The 20,882-nt window shown below is 48.8% G+C and carries 10 protein-coding genes and 1 pseudogene; 2 read left to right on the forward strand and 9 right to left on the reverse strand.

Going from position 1 to position 20,882, the window contains the following annotated elements; translation table 11 throughout:
• Positions 1–311: pseudogene (locus PJE062_RS26620) on the forward strand (enoyl-CoA hydratase); the annotation flags it as partial.
• Positions 312–320: 9 nt separating this feature from the next.
• Here PJE062_RS26620 and PJE062_RS24390 read toward each other — a convergent pair.
• The 6 genes from PJE062_RS24390 to PJE062_RS24415 form a co-directional block, all read right to left on the reverse strand.
• Positions 321–2,924: a hybrid sensor histidine kinase/response regulator gene (locus PJE062_RS24390; RefSeq protein ID WP_008552858.1), complete on the reverse strand. Its 2,604-nt coding sequence runs from the start codon at positions 2,922–2,924 to the stop codon at positions 321–323.
• Complete coding sequence (locus PJE062_RS24395) at positions 2,921–5,107, reverse strand: EAL domain-containing protein (protein ID WP_008552818.1); 2,187 nt, start codon at positions 5,105–5,107, stop codon at positions 2,921–2,923. Before PJE062_RS24395 ends, PJE062_RS24390 begins: the two co-directional genes overlap by 4 nt.
• Positions 5,108–5,685: 578 nt before the next feature.
• Entirely contained in the window at positions 5,686–7,026 is a 1,341-nt protein-coding gene (locus tag PJE062_RS24400; RefSeq protein WP_208982476.1) for an HlyD family type I secretion periplasmic adaptor subunit, read from the reverse strand.
• 28 nt (positions 7,027–7,054) lie between these two features.
• Entirely contained in the window at positions 7,055–8,893 is a 1,839-nt protein-coding gene (locus PJE062_RS24405; protein WP_008552835.1) for a type I secretion system permease/ATPase, read from the reverse strand.
• A gap of 91 nt (positions 8,894–8,984) precedes the next feature.
• Positions 8,985–10,928 (reverse strand): hypothetical protein, encoded by a 1,944-nt coding sequence (locus PJE062_RS24410; protein WP_008552822.1) that lies wholly within the window; start codon positions 10,926–10,928, stop codon positions 8,985–8,987.
• A gap of 78 nt (positions 10,929–11,006) precedes the next feature.
• Entirely contained in the window at positions 11,007–15,839 is a 4,833-nt protein-coding gene (locus PJE062_RS24415; protein WP_008552884.1) for a hypothetical protein, read from the reverse strand.
• Between the two features lie 1,057 nt (positions 15,840–16,896).
• On the opposite strand from PJE062_RS24415, the gene PJE062_RS24420 reads away from it, so the two are divergent.
• Entirely contained in the window at positions 16,897–17,499 is a 603-nt protein-coding gene (locus tag PJE062_RS24420) for a hypothetical protein (protein WP_008552815.1), read from the forward strand.
• 7 nt (positions 17,500–17,506) lie between these two features.
• On the opposite strand, the gene PJE062_RS24425 is transcribed toward PJE062_RS24420, so the two are convergent.
• From PJE062_RS24425 to PJE062_RS24435, 3 genes are read right to left on the reverse strand one after another with little or no spacing between them, the layout of a single operon-like run.
• Positions 17,507–18,271 carry an SDR family oxidoreductase gene (locus tag PJE062_RS24425; RefSeq protein WP_008552861.1) on the reverse strand — a complete coding sequence of 255 codons (765 nt, stop codon included), beginning with the start codon at positions 18,269–18,271 and terminating at the stop codon, positions 17,507–17,509.
• Between the two features lie 56 nt (positions 18,272–18,327).
• Positions 18,328–18,696 (reverse strand): hypothetical protein, encoded by a 369-nt coding sequence (locus PJE062_RS24430; protein ID WP_008552902.1) that lies wholly within the window; start codon positions 18,694–18,696, stop codon positions 18,328–18,330.
• Positions 18,697–18,751: 55 nt separating this feature from the next.
• Complete coding sequence (locus PJE062_RS24435; RefSeq protein ID WP_008552807.1) at positions 18,752–20,827, reverse strand: TonB-dependent siderophore receptor; 2,076 nt, start codon at positions 20,825–20,827, stop codon at positions 18,752–18,754.
• Positions 20,828–20,882: the final 55 nt, after the last annotated feature.

The following is a 20,882-nucleotide window of genomic DNA, read 5'->3' on the forward strand; positions in this document are numbered from 1 at the left end:
GCGGTCGCTTGTACTCAGCAGAAGAACTTCACGAAATGGGCATTGTCCATGAGGTGGTTGAAGAAGGCCAGGCACCGTTCGCAGTTCAGCAGTACATCACCAAGAACTCACGTAAGCACACCGCTCATTCTGCAATCTACCGCGCAGGCCGCACCGTACAACCGGTGAGCTATGAAGAGCTGATTGACGTGGTTGAAATCTGGGTAGATGCCGCTCTGTCTTTGTCCGATCAGGACCTGAAAAAGATGGAACGCCTGACAAAAGCTCAGGACCGTCTCGGCGCTCCATCCGTTCGCAAACAAGCTTTCTAGAGCTTAGCTCTAAGAAAAATCCAAAGTGCTCAAGCGGTTGACAGGGTTATGCCCTTCCTGCTTGAGCTGCTGCAGGTAGCGACTAAGATTATCGTGATCTCGCTTCACCTTGCCGGACAGCTTTCGCACCATGTCTTCACCCAGAACATGCATCTGGTGTGGAGGCATGTTCTCCATATCATCACTCAGTTTGGCAACTTCAGTCGCCCCAAGATTGACTGAAGCAGATCGCAGCGCGTGTGCACTTGCACGGAATAGCTCAGTATCTCCAGCCTCATAAGCAGCTTTGATATCGCGATGCAGCTGCGTGGTGTCTTTCAGATAATCCTCGATCACCCCAATCACAAAGTCCAGACCACCAAGCGTTCTCAGCTGAGACAGGCTTCCATAGTCAATCCCTGAAGACACATCAGAAGAGAAACGCGGATGCTCCGCAATAGAAGTCACCTGACTGTTGGCGATTTGCCTGCGCGTGATGTTCTCATAAACACCACTTTCGGCAATCACGTCATCAATCAGTGTCAGGAGTTTCTGAGGTTCAATCGGCTTTGTTGCACAAGCGTCAGCACCAGCTTCCTGGGCATTGCGAGCTGCAGCACGGCTTGCGTCTGCCGTCAATGCAATGATAGGCAGACGATCCTGACCAAGCTCTGTAATTCGGTGCAGCTTGATGGTCTCAATGCCATTCAGAACCGGCATATTGATATCCATAATCGCAAGATCGTAGGAGTTCTCTTCAAGCTCATCCAGAGCCAGCTCACCATTGCTGACGAGCGTGCAGGTGTGCCCGCCCTTCTGCAGGATTTTCTCAATCACACGCTGATTGGTCTTGTTGTCTTCAGCGACAAGAATATTAAGGCCGATGTAGCGGCTGAAGTAGGCCTGAAGCTCTTCTTTCAGTTCCATGCCAGACTTAGCGTCTTCAGCACCCGCCGCTCTCAACGCCCACGCAACGGATTGAGTAGTAACAGGAACTTTGATGGAAGACACAATGCTCGGCTGGAACACATCCTCACACTCTTTTTCCGAAGCAGAAGAGTACATCGGAATAAGATTGACGTTGTGATGCTGACCCGTTGACTTCAACGCATAATGCAGGCTGTCAGAGGTCGCAGCCAAAACATCTTCACCAACAAACAGAACAATCTTGCCACCATCAGTAGACGTCTGCTGTCGCAACGAACTAAAAGCACTACCGACCGTTTCAAAACACTCAGGCTCAATACCACACGCGACCAGAGACTCAGCGCAAACATCACGCAGATCTTTGCGTTTGGAGACAATTGCAACAGCACCATCAGCCACTTCAAGAAGTGCAGTCTCATCACCAACGGCACGACCGACTTCAAGCTCAATGGTGAACATACTTCCTTGCCCAGGCTGGCTGCTGACCTTGACTTCACCACCCATCGCTCGCACAACTTCACGCACAATGGAAAGACCAAGACCAGTACCACCAAAGCGATCAACGATGCTTTCATCGGCCTGAGTAAAGCGCTCAAAAATACGGCCTTGAGCATCCTCAGAGATACCAATGCCGGTATCTTTCACTTCCAGCAGCAAACTGACTTTACCGCCGTTCATTTCCTTGCAGGTTGCACTAATGGAAACGGAGCCCTCTTCGGTAAACTTGACCGCATTACCGGCGATATTCAGCAGCACTTCGCGGATATGACGCGCGTCCCCCACCAGGAACGGAGGTAACTTGCTATCCACGTAGCGCGAAATAATCAGGCCTTTACCGCGGGCTTGCCCTTGAACAATCTGAGTCACTTCACGCAGGATCGAGTTCATGTCAAAGACAGTCCGATTGACGATCATGCGTCCGCTTTCGATCCGGCTGAAGTCAAGAATGCCGTTGATCATGGAAAGCAATGAACTGCCAGAGTACTGGATGGTCTTAGCCATATCTCGCTGCTCAGGATCCAACTTGGTATCCTGAATAAGATCCCCCATACCGATGATCGCATTAAGCGGCGTACGCAGTTCGTGGCTCACAGCAGTCAGGAACTGAGTTTTTGCTTTATTGGCAGCTTCAGCTGCTTGCTGCGCAGCTGTCATCGAGCGAATGAGCTTACTGGCGTAAAGCGGCACGACGACCAGACAACCCAGCAAACCAAGTCCAAGGATAAACTCACCTTGCCAATATGGCGTTGTCAGCACCACCGCAAACCCACTCACAGAAGCGATCGTTGCCAACGCCAGATAATCCAATCCAAACCGGAAGCCATTGCCGAAGATCACCCAAAGATAGATTGGGAACAAAATGGAGAGATACTCACCACCTGCATAAAGGCCTGCAGAAACGGCTCCCACATCCAGAAAAATTGCCAGAACCCGCCGCAATGAGCTGACCTGCTTCGAGTATAGTAAATGCGCGAGCAGTGCTACGGAGCCCAAAGCAAAGGTGGTCATGATAACGTTGGTCTGGAAGTTCTCAGCAGTGCCAAAGGTGATGTTCGATGCCAGATACGGGGTTATCAGCAGTGTGAACATAAACCGGTTCAGAGACATCTCACCTTCACCACCACCCAGCTGAGTGATGCGGGAGTACAGCTCTTTCAGTTTGCCCAATGGAAGCATTTGCAGCTTTACTTTTCTGTTATCGTTCATAGCTCAAACTCCGCCCCTGCCAGAGCTCGTTGCTGGCTATGTCCTTGCAAGTTCGAGGATTGCTCCTCCAACAGACGAGCAAAATCTTCAGCAGGTACAGGCTTGCCAAACAGATAGCCCTGCGCCATCTCACAACCGGCATCCTTCAGATACTCCGCCTGTTCGCGCGTCTCGACACCTTCTGCAATGATAGAGAGATCAAGGCTCTTACCCAGACCAACAATCGCTTTGATAATTACGGTGTTATTCGGATCTGTCATCATATCGCGCGTGAAGCAGCGATCGATTTTCAGACAGTCAACCGAGTATCTGCTCAAATACGCAAGCGACGAGTAACCAGTTCCAAAGTCATCAATGGAGATCGCGATCCCCATCTCACGGATCTCACGTAAATCGCGCACTGTGGCGTCTGAGCCATGCAGCACGATATTCTCAGTGATCTCGATTTCAAGCTTATCAGCTGGCAAGCTGCAGGAAACCAGCGCGTCCTTCAAAAGCTGCGGCACATTCTGCTTGCGGAACTGCGTCGGTGAGATGTTGACGGCAATACGCGGCGTCTCAAGCCCCATATCCATCCACTTTTTCGCCTGCTGACACGCAGCGAAAATCACCCATTCTCCAATTGGCAAAATAAGCCCAACCTCCTCAGCCGTACCAAGGAAAACATTCGGTGCAACCACACCATAGTCAGGACGGTTCCAGCGCAGCAGAGCTTCAGCCCCAACAATCTCGTTAGTCCGCAAATCAATCTGTGGCTGATAGAACAGCTCCAACTGATCATGCTCAATCGCATTCCGCAGTTCAGCTTCCAGTGCGACAGTTTCTTTAACGTGATGGTCCATCTTGGTTGAGAACAGGTGGAACGTGTTCCCACCATCAGCTTTGGACTGATACATGGCCATATCCGCACAGCGCAGCAGTTCTTCACTGTTCAAGCCATCTTCAGGATACTTCGTAATCCCAACACTGGCGCTGGTTTGAAGCTCTTTACCGCTGATGTGGAACGGCTCTTCTACCACACTCACCAGATGCTGAGCAAAGCGCATGGCTTCTTCAGAGCTCTTCAAATCAGTCTGAAGAATAGCAAACTCATCACCACCCAGTCGCGCGACCAGGTCAGAACCATCTACACAGCGCAGCAAACGCTCTGCGAGTACCTCCAGCAAGCGATCACCCGTACGGTGGCCTAAGGCATCATTGATGGATTTGAAGCGGTCCAGATCGATGAAATGCAGCGCAAAGCTACGTCCGCTGTTGCGACACTGAAAGATCTCTTCATCAATCCGCTCACCAAGCATGGTCCTGTTTGGCAAACCAGTCAGCGCATCATGGTGCGCAATATGCAGCAAATGAGCTTCAGCACGCTTGCGATCAGAAATGTTGGTCGCAGTCGTCACCACATGCGTCGTGTTTCCTTCCGCATCCAGCAAAGGGCTCTTTGTGACGATGAAGTGGAAGATGTCACCTGCGTGGTTACGCTGCTCGATCTCATAGGGTGGCAGCGCCCTGCCCGTAATAAACACCTTGCGATCCAGCCGGCGATTCCTCTCACGGGTAAACTTATCGAACTTCCCGTAGGTGTCTTCACCAACAAGCTCAGCAGTCGTTGAGTTCAGGAATCGGGCCCATGCTGCATTGGAGAAAGCGCAAAGGCCATCACGCGTACTAGTGGTGATCATCGCAGGAACGCTATCGATAACCTGCGCCAGCTGCTCACGAGAATCTCGCAGCGCTTCTTTGCTCTGCTGTTCTACGTTGACCAGTTCTTGCTCAAGAAACCGTGCATGGCGTTTAACTGCATTTTGCTCTTCCCGCAGAGCAAGCAGATTTCGCGCTCGGCTTACAAACTCATTATGATCAACCGGACTCTGCAGGAAATCAGTTGCACCTGCTTCCAAAGCACGGATGCGGAACGAGCGGTCTGTGAAGACCGTAATGACGACGATCGGCACATCGCTGCAATGCTCCAGCGCGCGTACCTTCTGCGTCAGGTCAGCCCCATCCATCTCTGGCATGCTGTAATCGGTAATGATCAAGTCGGGGACGTTGCTCTCCATATATTCGAGAGCATCAATCGGCGAGGCAAAACACTGTACTTTGACAGATGCATCTACAGCGAGTGCGAGCTTCTCAAAGATACTTCTATTAATTGCTCTGTCATCGACAATAACGATTGTTGTCATGCAGCTACCACCACGAGCCTAACTGCCGAAGGTATCAAATACCCGCAGCAGTTGAACAAATTCACCCCATGGTTATCTTCGCTTAAGGAGACAGTGTTAAGAAATGCCAAATAGTTATCATTAAATGCCTAGTATCAAACTCATGGTTCTATTTACCTATAGGCATACACGGTTCGTCCACCGTCAGTGCACAGACCCTTTAATTTCCTTCATCAACGGAATAAAGCTAACGTAAGCGGTAGTTTGCGAGGTTTTGCACCACAAAGCAGTTGGGTCTTCAATTAGTTACTGAAACATTGAAAACACAATAAAAAATTTTCTTCAAATTACACTAAACAGTTGTGAATATAGATCCACACACACTCGCCTAAAGCTTGCACCTCAGCACAACCGAGCAAATAAGATTCCAGTAACAAGACTGAGTCTGACTAAAAAAGTCACTCAAACTCTTTTATTTTCCTTTGAACCATTCTTAGAAGAGACTTTCGCACATTAAACTTTCTGCCAAGAAGTATAACCCGGCAGAAAGCGCCAATCATTAAATCGACTTAACGAACTGGCCTGTACCACTTCAGGTTTTACGGCTCCCTGAAGGCTCTGGCCATACTGTCTCGCACAGGCTCCATGAGATAATCAAAGAAGGTTCGGTCTCTCGTCGTGATGTACACTTCAGCAGGCATGCCGGGAGTTGCCTTGAAGTTCAGATGCCCAGGAATCTTCTCACGATCCAACTGTACCCGCGCTTTGTAAACGTCCCCCATACTGCTCATAGGATCTTCATTTCGTAAGGCATCTGCTGAGACATAGATGACTTTGGCATCCAGCATTGGCGTAATGCGCTGGTTCAAGGCTGTCAGCCGCACCATAGCCTTCTGCCCCTCCTTCACATTGTCGATCTCCGTGGTCTGGATGGAAGCCTCGATGATCAACTCGTCTTGCAGAGGTAGGATCTCCATCAGGTCTTTGCCACTCTCAACAACACCACCAGCAGTGTGATAACGCATCCGAACGACAATGCCCCGTACAGGAGCAACAATCTCAACACGCTGCAAGACATCTTGTGCCGCCCGTATCTGCTCACTTACATCATCAAGATCCGCATTGACCACCTGCAGTTCACCCACTGCCGTTTGGGATGCTTCATTCTCCACTTTAACAATCTGAGCCCGCGCTCGTGCAATCCGCTCAGTCGCATCTCCGATCTCAGCGAGGATACGTCCTTCTTCCCCCTTCAGGTTTGCAAGTGAACGCTCTATGCGCAGCACATCAGACTTTCGGATCAGCCCCTTACCCAAAATCTTCTTCTTGGCGTCCAGCTCTTCCTGGAACAACTCCATCTGCTGCTTCACGGCAACCAACTGAGATTGACCACCCTGTATGCGTTCCTTTAGAGCATCGATACCCTGTGCTAGAATATCAATCTCACTCTGCAGCTTTCTGGTTCTGGCTTTGAATGTTAGTGACTGGTTCAAGATGATGCTTTTAATTTTCGGATCATGTGCCGTGCTTGTTAGCATCTCCGGAAGAACCAGCGTCTTATGCCCTTTGGCTTCTTGTGTTAGGCGCGCCTGAATAGCTTGCAAGCGTGCTTGCCGGATCACCAACCGTTCCAGATTTGCTTCAGCAGCGGTTTCATCCAGTTTCACCAGAACATCACCGGCAGAAACCACATCCCCTTCTTTCACGAGGATCTCTTTGATGATCCCACCTTCAAAGTGCTGGACAATCTTGTTCTGACCTGTAGCAACAAAGGAACCGGAAGCAACCACAGCACCTGCCATAGGAGCACTGGAGGCCCAATAACCAAATCCGGCAAAAGTAAGCGCAATAATGATTAAACTAGCCAATATAGGAGAGCGAGTTGTGCGAGGCACATCCTCATACCAGCTCCCATCAAGTATAAGTGCTCTAGTAGACATTAAAATCACCAAATATCAAAAGCTTAAACTATTCAGCTGGTTGCGCCGCCGGCAAGTTATGCCCCGGGGCATTTTGATGCTGTGAAATGCCCGGCCGTTTTCCGGTAATCAAAGGCATCACTTCATCACGGCTTCCAAACGCCGCCACAGTCCCATCTTTGAGCATCATGATCTTATCGACACAGCGCAGCAGTGCAGGCCTCTGTGTGATCGCAATAACGGTCATTCCGTCCTGCTTGGCGCGTCCAAGAGCTTCTGCCAAAGCATGTTCCCCGATAGTGTCCAGATTGGAGTTTGGCTCATCCAATACCAACAGACGAGGGTTGTTATAGAATGCCCGAGCCAACCCAATCCGCTGCCTCTGCCCGCCAGATAGAGGCGCTCCATCCATGGCAACCTGTGTCTCATAGCCCTGAGAAAACTGAGAGACCATCTCATGAATATCTGCCATTTGAGCGGCCTTGAAGACATCCTCATCTTTGGCTTCTCTGTTCATTCGGGCAATATTCTCTTTGATCGTACCCGGAAAGAGCTGAACATCCTGCGGCAAGTAACCGATATTCTCACCGAGCTGCCGACTATCCCAGTTCCTCAAATCCATCATATCAAGGCGAACATTGCCTGCTGTTGGGATGAGAGATCCAACCAACATTTTTCCCAGCGTACTCTTCCCAGAACCAGACGCGCCAACAACAGCCAGAGAATCTCCTGGAGAGAGCTGGAACGAAATACCATTCAGGATCACACGCTTGTTTGGAGGCGGCACGAATAGCAGCCGCTCAACACTCAGTCGGCCAGCAGGATTCGGCAGTCGAAGCCGATGTACATTAAGCGGAGAGGTATGCAGCAGTTTCTGGATGCGCCCATATGCGTTTTTCGCCCCCACATAGCTCTTCCAGCCATCAATAATGCCTTCAACAGGAGCTAGAGCACGACCACCAATAATGGACGCCGCAATAATCATCCCGCCAGTAATTTCATTGGAAAGCGCAAGCCACGCGCCCCAACCAAGCATCGTGATCTGAGTAGACAAGCGGATGAACTTGGATACAGCTGAAATCAGGACATTTCGATCCTGCCCCAGTATCTGAGCCTTCAACGATTCAGCAGTTTCCTTACCCCAGATAATCACGCCTTCAGGGATCATTCCCATTGCGTTCATAACCTGAGCATTTCGAGCCATCGCTTCTGCCTGCAGGTTTGCACGGGAAGAAAATGCATTGGCCTTTCCAAATGGAACAGCAGTTAGTCGCTGGTTGATCCGTGCAAGAACGAGCAGCAGCAAAATGGTCGTTGTCACGATCATGCCAAGTTGCGGGTGCACCATGTAAACGACAAGCAGATAGATCGGAGCCACAGGTGCATCCATCATGGTCAGAAGCACGGAACCTGTCAAAAAGCTCCGCAACTGCTGCAAGTCAGAAAGAGCCTGAAACTCCTGACTACTACCGTTATGAGACGCCCTTGCTGCTGCACTGAGCACAGGCCCACCGAGCCGCGTCTCAACATCCACAGCAACCCTCATGAGCATAAAGCGGCGGAACATATCCAGCAGCACATGCGCAAGAACAAGGCCGATAACAATAACAGTCAGCATAACAAGTGTATCGACACTTCGGCTGGTCAACACACGGTCAGAAATCTGGAACAAATAAATAGGAACAGAAAGGATCAGAAGGCTGGCACAGAAGGAGAAGAACCCAACATACAGCAGGTTGATCTTTGCCCGTGCCAGACCATTTTGCATCAACTTCCGAAAATCAATATCTTCATAAGGGCCGCCATTTTTTCTGGAGGCAAAATTGCCTTTTTGGCCTGCGAGCTTTTCTCCATGTGCAGGTTGCTGCGAAATACCATCCACCTGCAATGTTTTGCTCGCCTGCCCTCCACGCTGTCGGCTATTATTCTTAGTCTCTCGAGCTTTAAACATACATTCTCTCTATAAAAATCTATTAAAATCAAACGATTATATCTGAGACCATGTCACTCTCACCCGCGTAAGGAACAAATGCGGGAGACGATCCGGCTTCGCTACCAACATCATTGCCAGTAAACGCAACAACCTCCGAAACCAGATCAGTATTTCCATTCAATGCTGTTTCGAGATCTTCCTCTTCAGAGACTACGATATTGACTTTTATGACAATGTCTTCCTCTGAGTATTCGCCATCCAAATATTGAAAACCTGACTGACTGTCGTAATCAATGATGGTTGCTTTGTTGCTTGTCTTGTTGCTCGACGTGTCCAGATAACCATCCTCATCAGCCTCAACAACTTCACCATTGATCGTCTGCGTCAGCACTCCGCTGTCTTCAGTTTCCTTATGGATCTTCACGTAATCAGCGTCTGAAAGAACATTGATCTGTTCAATCGCATTGATCTGATAGTAATCGCCTGTGATATAAAGGACTTTCAGATCAGTACTGGGCAGGATTGGCAAACCGCCTGTCGCCGAAGAAGCGGTGTACTCATACTCTCCAGCCCGGCCATCCATCGCGTCGACCAAACCATGAACCTCAGAAGTCATGGGTTTCATCAGCGACCCACCACCAATGTTCTTAATGGTGCCTTCGTTCGTCAGGACATTGTGCCGCCCCGTACCGTTAATCGAAGTACCCGTTGTATCGACATAATCAGTATCAAGAAGGATGTTTTTCTGGCTGATGTAGTTGACGTCGTAATAGTTCCCGAGCACGACAATGACGTCATAATTTTGAATGCTATCAATCAACTGCGCCGCATTCACCTGGGTGTTGTCACCAGTTTGAACATAGTAGCCGTTGTTGTTCAGCTGATAGGACACGCAATCATCATCTGACAGATAGTTTTTCTGACTAACAATGTTCAGATCGTAAAAGTTGCCACTCACCACATCGACGGTGAAGGAGTAGTCTGGATTATCGTAGGTCACGTGCGAGGAGATCAGATACTCCCCTTCTGAGGTCACATTGGCATCGTTGTAGACAACCGTGTCCGAGAGGCCTTGCCCATTGACGACATCGGTGGGCTGCTCAGTTGGCCCATAATAGAGGTTGCTCTGAATGATCGAGTTTGTAGCGTAGTAATCTCCCATTACAACAGTCGAACACTTCAGCTCACTCAGATCCACGATTGAAGCCACGTTCACGGCCTCATTATCGCCAGTCGTCACATAGCTGCTATCATTTTCGTCATCATCAGAGCTCTCATCACTAACTTGCTCTTCTTCAGGCAGTTCACCGATGTTGTCACCGCTGGTGAATGATGGGTTCGGAGCATCATTTTCAGCACGTTGAACCAGTGCTTCACCGATAGCATCAGCTGCACTTTGAGCATCCTCCTCCTCAAAAATCTGATCGAGAGTATCGAGCTCTATTTCATTGGCAGCATTCAGAAGCTGTTCTAACACCTCATCGGCATTGCTCTCTGGAATATCATCACCAAACTCGCTCTTGGACAGCAACAGATCGTCATCTGTCAGGGCATTCTCTTGAGCAAGGTTGATTTCGATGTCTGGAGCATAAATATCGCGATAGGTGAATGTGATTGTATAGGTGTAGTCGAGAGACTGACCGACATCACCATTTTGCGGCTGATCTGTTTCACCATCATCTTCAAAAAACACACCTTCAGAAGGCAGCGTAAAGTCCGAAGCATTTACAAGCGTCTCAACCGAATATGGGAGACGAGCCTGAGAGACTGCGCCAACCTCTGGCAGCAATGACGGAAGATTATAGAATTTCTCATAGGGAAGCTCAGCGGTATCTCCGCGAGAATAAACAACTTCCACTGGGGTAATAACAATAGTGTCTTGAGCAAACCAGGCTTCGTCAAAGCTCTGTTCGGCTGTAGCGATACTATCAAAGATCTTCATATAGCCGATAAAGTGCCAGCTTAATTCATTTATAGCCTGCGACAGCATAAAATATCCTAACAATTTCATATGGATATATAAAATGACCTGCGCGAATTGCTCCGCGCAGGTCTTGTTTAGATCTGTTTATGCAAGGTCGTCTTCGCCAACAACGTTCACGGTTGAAGAACCGCCAACAACGTTGACATCAACAGCATTGGCCTGAACGTTCGCACCCATGACGATCGTCTGGTTAAAGGCATTCGCCACACCCAGAGCATCAGCAGTCGCAGCCGTAGAAGCCGTCACGCTGTAGTCATCACCTGTACCGAAGTCGAAGAGGCTTTCTGCATCATGGATACCATCTGCAGAGATCGCCTCACCACCATCAGCAGTCACCGTCTGATTAAGTGTGCCATGATTGTGAACTTCGACATTGGTGATCACATCCTGATCATACAATGCATTTGCCTGCTCAGCACCGAAGATGGTGTCAGTACCGTTGGAGTCCAGCGTACCGAAGAAGCCACCGCCAACATCTGGGCTACCAGATGGAGTGATGTCCAAAGCACCCAGACCGTCATCTTCACCAGTAAAGAGCAGAGTGTCGTTCTGACCAGTAACATCCAGCTCAGTTGAGTTGACCTGCTTGTTACCACCTGAATACAGGCTCTGGTTGAAGGCAGATGTCTTCGCAGTAGCGTCGGCAGAAGCAACAGCTTCCGCAGTTACGGTGTAATCATCACCAACGGAACCATTGGCAACAAAGGTGCTCACAGGATCAGTAATGCCGTCACCAGATTGAGCATCGCCACCAACCGCAGTCACAGTCTGGTTAACGTCTTCCCAGTTCTTAACATCCATCTCATCTATGAGATCATTGTCACCCGCTGTGTTGTTTTGTGAGAACAAAGCAAGACTATCAGCGTTTCCAGCAATGGTGCCGGAGCGAACTGAGTTGTCAGCTCCACCTTCACTGTCATCCCCAACAGAGATGACATTCTTGTTGTCTCCAACAATGTCAACATCAGCAGAGTTAACCTGAGCATTGCCACCTGTAGAGACTACCTGATTGAAGGCAGAAGCTTCTGCAACAGCATCAGCTGATGACAACGCTTTACCGGTGAGAGATGCGTTATCTCCAACATTCAATGCACCTTTCACATCGGTGCCATCAATCCCACCAGAGCCAACACCAGCACTCGCAGAACCACCAGTGGCGGTTACATCCTGATAAACTTCATGATGGTTCTCAACATCTGCATAAGAAACTTCATCACCATCATAAAGAGTATTGCTCTGATATCCGCCTAGGAGAGAGTCAGTAGAATCCACTCCACCATTATCAGCCGGACCAGTACCAGCCACAGATGCAAACGTTACGTTTGAATCTTCACCTGCAGACTGCACATTGCTACTTCCACCGGTCACACTCAGATCAAGATCATTACCCTGCGAGTTACCACCAGAAAACAGTTTCTGGTTCATGGAAGACGCAGATGCTGATGCATCCGCTGTCGCTTGGGTGACACCAGTGATAGATGAGTCGTCACCAACACGCGCTGCTCCAACGTCGCCACCAAACCCAGCAACACTAATGCCAGCACCACTTGTGGCTGTACCACCAGTAGCGGAAACATCCTGATCAACTAGGTCATGGTTCTCAACGTCCGGGCCAAGCAACTCATCGTTGTCACCGAGCGTGTTTTCCTGCCAGGCACCAGCAGCAGTATCAGTATCAGCTTGACCTGCCGCAGCAGCCTGGCCGAACTGGCCAAGAGTTGCATTGTCTTCACCAGATGCAGCAACGCCTGAGTTCGCACCTACGATGCTTGCATCGTAAGAGTTACCCTGCCCATTACCACCAGTGCTCAGAACCTGTTCAAACGAGGCAGCTGCAGCAGTCGCATCAGCACCAGCACTTGAAAGGCCACTAATGGTGCTATCTTCTTCAACGCCAGGAGCACCCTGAGCACCAATCTGACCACCGCCAGTAGATTCAATGCCATCACCTGCGGTTGCTGTGCCACCAGTAGCAGTTACGTCCTGAACGGAATCGTGGTGGTTGCGAACATCACTATCCCAGATGGTGTCACCATCGTATGCAGTGTTACCCTGGAGGCCACCTGAGAAGCTATCCGTGTTCGTGGTTCCAGCCCAAGAACCATTCACTTCTGCATTGTCTTGACCTGCTGAAGCAACGTTCACATCAGCACCAGTTACAGAGACGGATGCGGAGTTGCTTTGAGCATTACCACCTGTCACTTGTGTCTGAGTGAAGGACTGAGCAACACCGGTCGCATCTGCAGAAGCCGAACTAGAGCCCGAGATGCTTTCATTGCCATCGATGTTGGTAGAACTTCCACCAGTCTGAACAATGCCAGCTCCAGAAGACGCAGTTCCACCGTCTACATCAACGGTTTGAGTGCTATGGCCCCAGTTAGCTACGTCAGCACGACTAATATTATCTACATCACCAAGCTGATTGCTTTGCTCACTCCATGAGGTAGTTGTGGTGTCGTGATCAACAGGGGTATCTGTTTCTGATCCAGCAACAGCTCCACTTTCACCCGCAGATGCAAGTGCTTTATTGCCGCCAACAACATCCACATCAACAGAGTTAGATTGAGCATTGCCACCAGTTTTGAGCGTCTGCCCAAAGTTGATTGCAGCACCCGTACCGTTTGCATTCGCAGATGTGCTACCGGAGATGGAGCTATCATCACCAACAGTGTCCGGACCAAGATTCCCGCCAAGAGCTTCAATACCATTACCAGCAGTCGCATTGCCACCATCAACCGTGACAGTCTGTGCCGCGTCTGCCCCACCAGTATTGATAACATCTGGGCTGAATAGGGAATCTCCATCATACATCTCATTGTCTTGAGACTGATTGGAGTTGGTATTTGTATTGGTGTTACCACTGCCAGCAAGAAGTGAAACTGGCCCCGTGTCATCACCAGCACCGTCTTCACCCGCAACAGATGCAGTCATTTCAGCGCCTGTCACGGAGACTTCAGCGGAGTTGCTTTGTGCATTACCGCCAGATGTCAGGGACTGTGTGAAGGACTGAGCAACACCTTGAGCATTAGCAGAGGCCGCAGCCGAACCGCTCATATCAAAGTTGCTGTGAACCGCAGCAGAAGTACCGGAATCAAACGAGATACCGTTACCAGCACTTGAGGTACCACCATCTACATCAACAGTCTGCGTGCTGTCATGCTCATTCCAGACATTCGCATCATCAATATCGTCTTGATCACCAAGAGCATTAGTCTGATCGCTTGATGTACGTGTGCCTGTCTGATGATCACCGTAAACAGATGGCTCATCTGCATTCAAAGAAGCGGCAGCACCATCTTCACCAGCAGAAGCAGTAACTTGGTTCGCCCCAGTTACATCCAGGTCAGATGCGTTGCTTTGCGCATTGCCACCCGTACTAACCTTCTGCTCAAAGCTTGCAGCAACACCCAAAGCATCGGATTTAGCGAGCGTAGAACCAGTGATAGAACCGTCATCAACAACATGTGTCGCACCAAGACGGCCACCGTTCATGTCAATGCCGTCACCAGCAGTTGCATCGTTGCCGTAAGCTTCGATCTTCTGATTGGCATGACCATCGTTATGAAGGCTCGGCTCAATTATCGCGTCACCATCATAGGCATCATTCGACTGGTTGAATCGTGCGTTTGTACCTGTCTCGGATTCCATGAGCGTAGAATCTAAGTCAGCTGAAACCTTAATGCCTGCAGTCGCACCATCTTCACCAGAAGTCGCCTGACCAACACCAGTGCCAGTGATACCAAGGCTAGCAGAGTTGGCCTGTGCATTGCTGCCAGCAGAGATATCTTGCTGGAAACCAACGCCGACAGCACTTGCAGATGCTGAAGCAGCGGCACTACCATTTACACTGCCATCACCACCAACAGAAGCGGAAGTGCCGATCTGGTCTATGGAGTTAATGCCATCTTTACTGGTTGCTTCACCAGCTTTAGACTTAACAACCTGATGAGAGTCATCAAGGTTCGCAACCTCAGGATTTGCAATGGCACCATCAATGTTGCCACCACCAAAACCACCGCCAACGCCGTCATTCAGCTCATTTGACTGTGTGACCCGAGCGCGAGTGTTTGTGTCTGAGTTACCAGAGGTGACGTCCGCACCACCAACAATAGCTTCTGCACCGGAACCACCAGCACCTGATACATCTACGTCAGAACCGGTGATCGAGAGGTCGACATTGTTACCCTGCTCGTTGTTGCCAGTTTGCAGTGTCTGGTTGAAACTACGTGCAAGACCAGAAGCATCTGCCTGAGCAGCAGTAGAGCCAGTGATACTTTCATCATCGCCTACGCCAACATTAGAACCAGCAATGTCTGTTGGACCAGCACCAATAATCCCGTTTCCGGAATCTGCATCACCACCTTTAACTTTGACACGCTGTTCAAGATTACCGTCATTCGTGACGGTTACATTGTCCAGTGTATCAAGATCGTTTGCGTAGTTTGATTGGTTGGCACGAAGAAAAGTATCGGTGTCATTATCTTCTGCTACTGCGCCAGCTTGGTGTGCATTCACACCAGTTCCATCACCACCAACTGAAGAAGCATCAAAGTTACCACCAGTTACGCTGCCAGAAACATCGTTGCTCTGTTGGTTCGCACCAGTTGCAATACCCTGATCAAAGGCAAGCGCAACACCTTTACCATTAGCAGATGCAGCCGAACTAGCATCAATGGTTAAGTCGTCGCCGATCTTAAGAGCAGCATTGATATCCTGAATACCATCGCCGGCCTGAGCATAGGTCCGAACATCATCAGTACGGTTCACTTCAATGCTTTGATCTAACGAACCGTCATTAAGGACCTCAGCACTACTATCACCGTTGTGCTCGACAACGTCCTTATCACCGAGCGTGTTATCCTGCTCCGCGCGGATACGTGTATCGGTGCCATCACTAAATGGATTATAACCAGACATATCGTCTCCAAATATTCGGAGAACTGCCCTGCAAAAAGCCGATCATTTACGTCAGCTGGTTGCCACAGGTTCTCCTGAGGATTGAAAAAATGTTTCATTCCATGATTTGAAGGCTGTCTTTTCGGTTCAGCGTTTCGGTCTGGGACCAAAGAGAGCAAATGGCTCGCGCACCCGGATAACTCCGAATTTTAGGCGCAAGGGTCCAGCCCGCACAAACAAAGTATCTGCACGATAAACATGATTTCGGCTTCAGAAAGCGAAGGAACCGATAAAATGCTTTGGTTCTGGGTTTCCGCTCTAAATACTAACTAAATGCTCTTGCTAAAACGAATTGACTCCATTCCTTCAAACAAAGCTCCAGCAAAGACAAGAAAGAAAATTCCTCACGGAAGCGGCGGAAGCTATAACACGGCCTAAAAAACAGACAAACCAAGAGTAATACTGGGTCAAAACAAACAATACATTCAATTGAACTAGATATAAATTACTATGATTATCTAGGATATTAATAGCTAGTTAACGTTAGTATTTGCAAATTAATGTTTTAAATATCACTGAAAACTAATTGGGCACCCCTCACAAGGGTATGTTTATTGGTCTCAATAATGCCAGTCTCATCTAAATCGCCTAGCAAGCTGATCGGGAAACAGGTTTTCAAGAACTCATGCAATATGCAGTAAAATTACAGTACGCCCCAAACACTGTTTCAGTGTAAAAGTTATGGATCCATAACCATACTTCGCCGACTAATAAAAGAACGTAATACTCCAATTTAAGGACACAATACGGTACTTAATTTATATTTCTGATCGCATAAATTTCTTCACAGGTAATTCAAGATTATTTGGCTCCATTGAGATTTATAGCCCTTAAGATTTAAGCATTTCTGCTTTTGATGCTTCATATACTTCACGAAAGCATGCATCACACCCATCCTAGGAGTCGCTGGCGAAAATCAATCTGACAGCCCCTGTCAATGAACCCACGGCTTTGCTACCCTTACGTCAGAATATAGAGACCATGCACATCAACGTATATTCTTAGACGGGTAAGCTCCATGGATGATGATCAGATCCCTCATTCGCCTGACTTTGACGAACTGGATCGCTTGGCCCCCAACAAAGCAGGCAGGCGCAACCTGCTGTTCGCCTTGATTGGCAACATCAACTACAGTTGGTCAAACAATGAGAGCACGTTCATCTACATCCTCCAGCACCTGATGGAGACAGATGAACTCACCGCGACACTGGTCTTTGGCACGCTCAATACAACAAGGGCCCGCGTAGACCTGATCGAGCGCCTAGCCGACGCAAAGCTCAAAGACGATACCCTCAAAAAGAAACTTCGCCGTATCCTGCGCATCTTCAACGAAAGCACGCGCCTGAGAAACGAGTTTAGCCACGCAACCTTCAGGCAAAACCAGCAGGGTGAGATAACGCACACCCATTCAATGCGCATTCAGCGTAAAAACGGGCAAATCCAACTCGGAGAAATCAAAGCACTGGATGATGCCCGCATCGCTCAAATGGGGAAAGCGATCGAAAAACTGGTCAAACTGAACCGTGAGATCTGGGCATTCATACCTGAGCTGCAACACACCATGTCACAGGCAGCAGATAAGCCTCAACCTCAAAGCTCACCGCAACTTCAGCCATCTTGAAAGCAGATCAGCTTCGCCCTTTTTTGCCTGCAGACAAACCAACTAGTCGGAAGTAAGCCCAGTAGGGCATAAATCGGAGCAGTTTCAGCGCAGCCACCAGCGGGAATGGAAATGCGATCTCAAACTTCTTTCGATCAAGGCCTTTCTTGATCCGTCGCGCAGCACCTTCAGCCCCAATGATAAACGGCATAGGCAACCTGCTATTCTCCGTCATTGCGGTTTTAACAAAGCCCGGGTTGATCACCGACAGAGAAAGGTTTGCCCGATCAAAGCTCGGCTTCAGCGCCTCACAGAGATTGATCAAGGCGGCCTTTGTTGGGCCGTAACTAGCCGCATAAGGCAGACCGCCATATCCACTCAATGAGGAGATGATTGCTATCTGGCCTGAGCCCCGCTCTTTCAGTCGTGGATATAGATTATGGATAGTGCGAACAGCGCCAAAGTAGTTGGTATCCATTGCATTGACACATACATCCTCCGTCAAAGTGGATAGTCCGCCGACATGGAACACGCCAGAGCAGTACAAAGTGAGGTCCGGCAGCAAATCTTCGGCTTCAAGTCTTTGAACCGCATGTTCAATCTGCTCTTTATCGGTTACATCAACTGGCAAAGCTTTCACTGAGCTGTGCGCCTTCGTCAGTGTTTCAAGGCGCTCAACACGTCGGCCACTCGCCACAACTTTCCAACCTTCTGCAACATAGAGCTTGCACAGCTCCTCACCTATTCCTGAAGTCGCTCCAATAATCCAGACAATCTTGGTATGTGATGACATGCGTGCTCCCCCCAAAAGCAAAAGTCCCTAGGGAGAGCAAAGCATAGTTCACTTTGTTACGGCAATAACTTCTGCGTGCTGGTGGCGCACCAGCTGTCAGAACCCTCTAGCTGAGCTTCACAGAGAGAAAGGCTTTCAGCTTGAGAAACCAAGAGTTTTCCATCTTGAAGCGCATTCAGATACACAAACCGCTCAGCTTGCTCTCCTTCGTCTTCAGCCCCCGGATGCTCAAACTCTGAGATATTTGCAGTACTTTCATGACATCCAGCATAGTGGATCTTGAAACGTGGCTCAGTCAGAATTTCTTTAAGAGCAACAATGCCTTCCTGGCATTCTTCGTGGCTGTCTTTCTCAACATAGGAGGCACTAACCTCCCCGTCAGCCCCTACTGAACTCAGCAGAAACATGAGAAGCACAGTTTTCATTCTATTATTTCCTTATAGAAAAGCCCTGCCGCAATCACGGCAGAGCTCAAAAAACTTAAAAGATCACACTTGCAGAAAGCTTGAAGGTCCGCCCTGGAGCAGTCAATTCATCCAGAGAAGGCTTATACTCAAGATCAAAAATGTTCTCGACCGCAGCATTCACCTTCAACTTACGCTCATCATCAAAGTCATAAGAGAACCCACCTGCTAAGTTGAGAGTTGCGAAGCCTGCTTCGCTCTCATCTTCTCTTGAAGTAACCAAGCGGCGCTCACTAGCAAATCGTGAATAGAGATCTGCATACGCATTTACGCCGCTATCAAAGTCCCATTCCTTTGTCACACCCACACGTCCCGAAAAGAGTGGAGTATCTGTGTGGAATGTACTTGTCGAACTTGTGTTGAACTGACGACGCATCAAAGCAAGATTGGCATAAGGTGTAAGCCCCCAATTATCGATTTGATAGGATGCGGCTAATTCAAGGCCCCAAGTTTTTGCACTATCAATGTTCTCATAAATCAATGAACCAGCAGTACATTTTGAACCGTGAGACGCAGGATCACATCTTACTGTATCGATGTAGTCTTTGGCATCAGTATAGTAAGCACTAACATCGATAACGAGTAATCCATCATCGTAACGCCCACCTATCTCAGCAGTTACAGATGTTTCAGGATCTAGATCAGAATTGCCGAAGATTTGTCCTGCTGGTGAAAAAATCGAACCGGTCGTACTATGAAGTAAAGTCGGATAAACATAGCCTTGCGAGAGATGAGCTCTAAAAGCAAGATTCTCGAACCCAACATAGTTCAGCCCAAAAGCCCCAACAAAGGCTTGATCATTCTCATCTTTGTCACCTGCGCTACCATCATTTTCAAGCTGAACGAAGTAATAGCGTCCGCCGCCTGTCAGTGTTAATTCTTCAGTAATATCCCATTCATCTTGCAGGAAAGCCGAGAGTGTCGTGAGTTTTGCTTCATCTTCATCCCGGTCGCTGAAAGGGGTCTCAGGAGCAGGTCCAAATGGATCATCGGATCCGATGCTGGTACTAACTTTATCCAACCGATCTTGAACAGCTTGAAAACCAGCAGTCGTCAGATGCTGGTCAGCAAGGGTCAAATCTACTTGACCATTCAAACCAAGCGAATAAAGCTCACTCTCAATTTTGTTTTCTCTTACAGAAACTGTATCGAATGTGCCAAAGGGAGTTTGCGCAGTATAATTATTGGTAGCAATGCGATCAATCTGCTGGAAGTATCCATCGAGATGAATATTGGCGATACTCTCACTGACCTCTTTAAAATCATAGAAGAAAGCTATCTTTGATCTATCTCTTTTAGGCAGTTGCAGATCAATCGCAGTAATCGGAAACTCTGGCTCAGAGTAGGTTTCGCCTTCTTTTTCATAGCGCTCCGCCTTTATGCTGAATTTATGCTGGTCACCATTGTAACCAACATAAGCGGAGACACTCTGACTTTCATGACTAGATCCTTCCAACGTGCCACCGGTAGTCTCTCGATCTCCATGCTTGTCCTTGCTTAATGAAAAGCGATAGTCCCAGCGATCAACAGTTCCCGAAGCAGCGCTAAAGCCTGAAATGCCATTTGTAGATGTGTCAAAGGAAGTGCCTACTTCAACCTGCAGAGCTCGATCCGCGCCTTTCTTTGTGATGATGTTTACAACACCACCGATTGCCTTCGAGCCATGCAATACAGAACCAGGGCCTTTTACAACTTCAATTCGCTCGATATCCGATGGCGAAATTAAAAAAACAGCTCCGTAAGATGTGTGGTCTGTAATCTCTTGACCATCCACGAGAACAACATTTCGAGAAGACTCTTCCCCTCTAATGCTGATGCGCTGCAGTCCTGCTACGCTTGAGTCAACGATCTTAACACCCGGCACATCACGCAAGATCTCAGCCACACTGTTCGTGGAGGCACGCTCGATCTGTTCGCTAACGACGACAGCGACGGAGCGTGTGACTTCGTCGAGGCTTTGCTCACCGCGGGCAGCGGTTACGACGATCGGACCGAGCTCTTCTGGTTCTTTCTGTTCTTGAGAATATGCACCGGATTGCAGTGCGAGATAGCAGATTCCGGTCATCAAGCCGGAGACAAAACCCTTGGACATCCCTACACCCTTTTAATATGAGTTAAGGACTCATATTATTGAGTAGAGAGATTTA

This window comes from Pseudovibrio sp. JE062, assembly GCF_000156235.1.
Classification (GTDB): Bacteria; Pseudomonadota; Alphaproteobacteria; order Rhizobiales; family Stappiaceae; genus Pseudovibrio.

Coding starts and splice junctions, on each gene's coding strand:
- PJE062_RS24390 (WP_008552858.1), bottom strand. CDS start 2,924: ATGAACGATAACAGAAAAGTAAAGCTGCAAATGCTTCCATTGGGCAAA.
- PJE062_RS24395 (WP_008552818.1), bottom strand. CDS start 5,107: ATGACAACAATCGTTATTGTCGATGACAGAGCAATTAATAGAAGTATC.
- PJE062_RS24400 (WP_208982476.1), bottom strand. CDS start 7,026: ATGTCTACTAGAGCACTTATACTTGATGGGAGCTGGTATGAGGATGTG.
- PJE062_RS24410 (WP_008552822.1), bottom strand. CDS start 10,928: ATGCTGTCGCAGGCTATAAATGAATTAAGCTGGCACTTTATCGGCTAT.
- PJE062_RS24415 (WP_008552884.1), bottom strand. CDS start 15,839: ATGTCTGGTTATAATCCATTTAGTGATGGCACCGATACACGTATCCGC.
- PJE062_RS24420 (WP_008552815.1), top strand. CDS start 16,897: ATGGATGATGATCAGATCCCTCATTCGCCTGACTTTGACGAACTGGAT.
- PJE062_RS24425 (WP_008552861.1), bottom strand. CDS start 18,271: ATGTCATCACATACCAAGATTGTCTGGATTATTGGAGCGACTTCAGGA.
- PJE062_RS24430 (WP_008552902.1), bottom strand. CDS start 18,696: ATGAAAACTGTGCTTCTCATGTTTCTGCTGAGTTCAGTAGGGGCTGAC.
- PJE062_RS24435 (WP_008552807.1), bottom strand. CDS start 20,827: ATGTCCAAGGGTTTTGTCTCCGGCTTGATGACCGGAATCTGCTATCTC.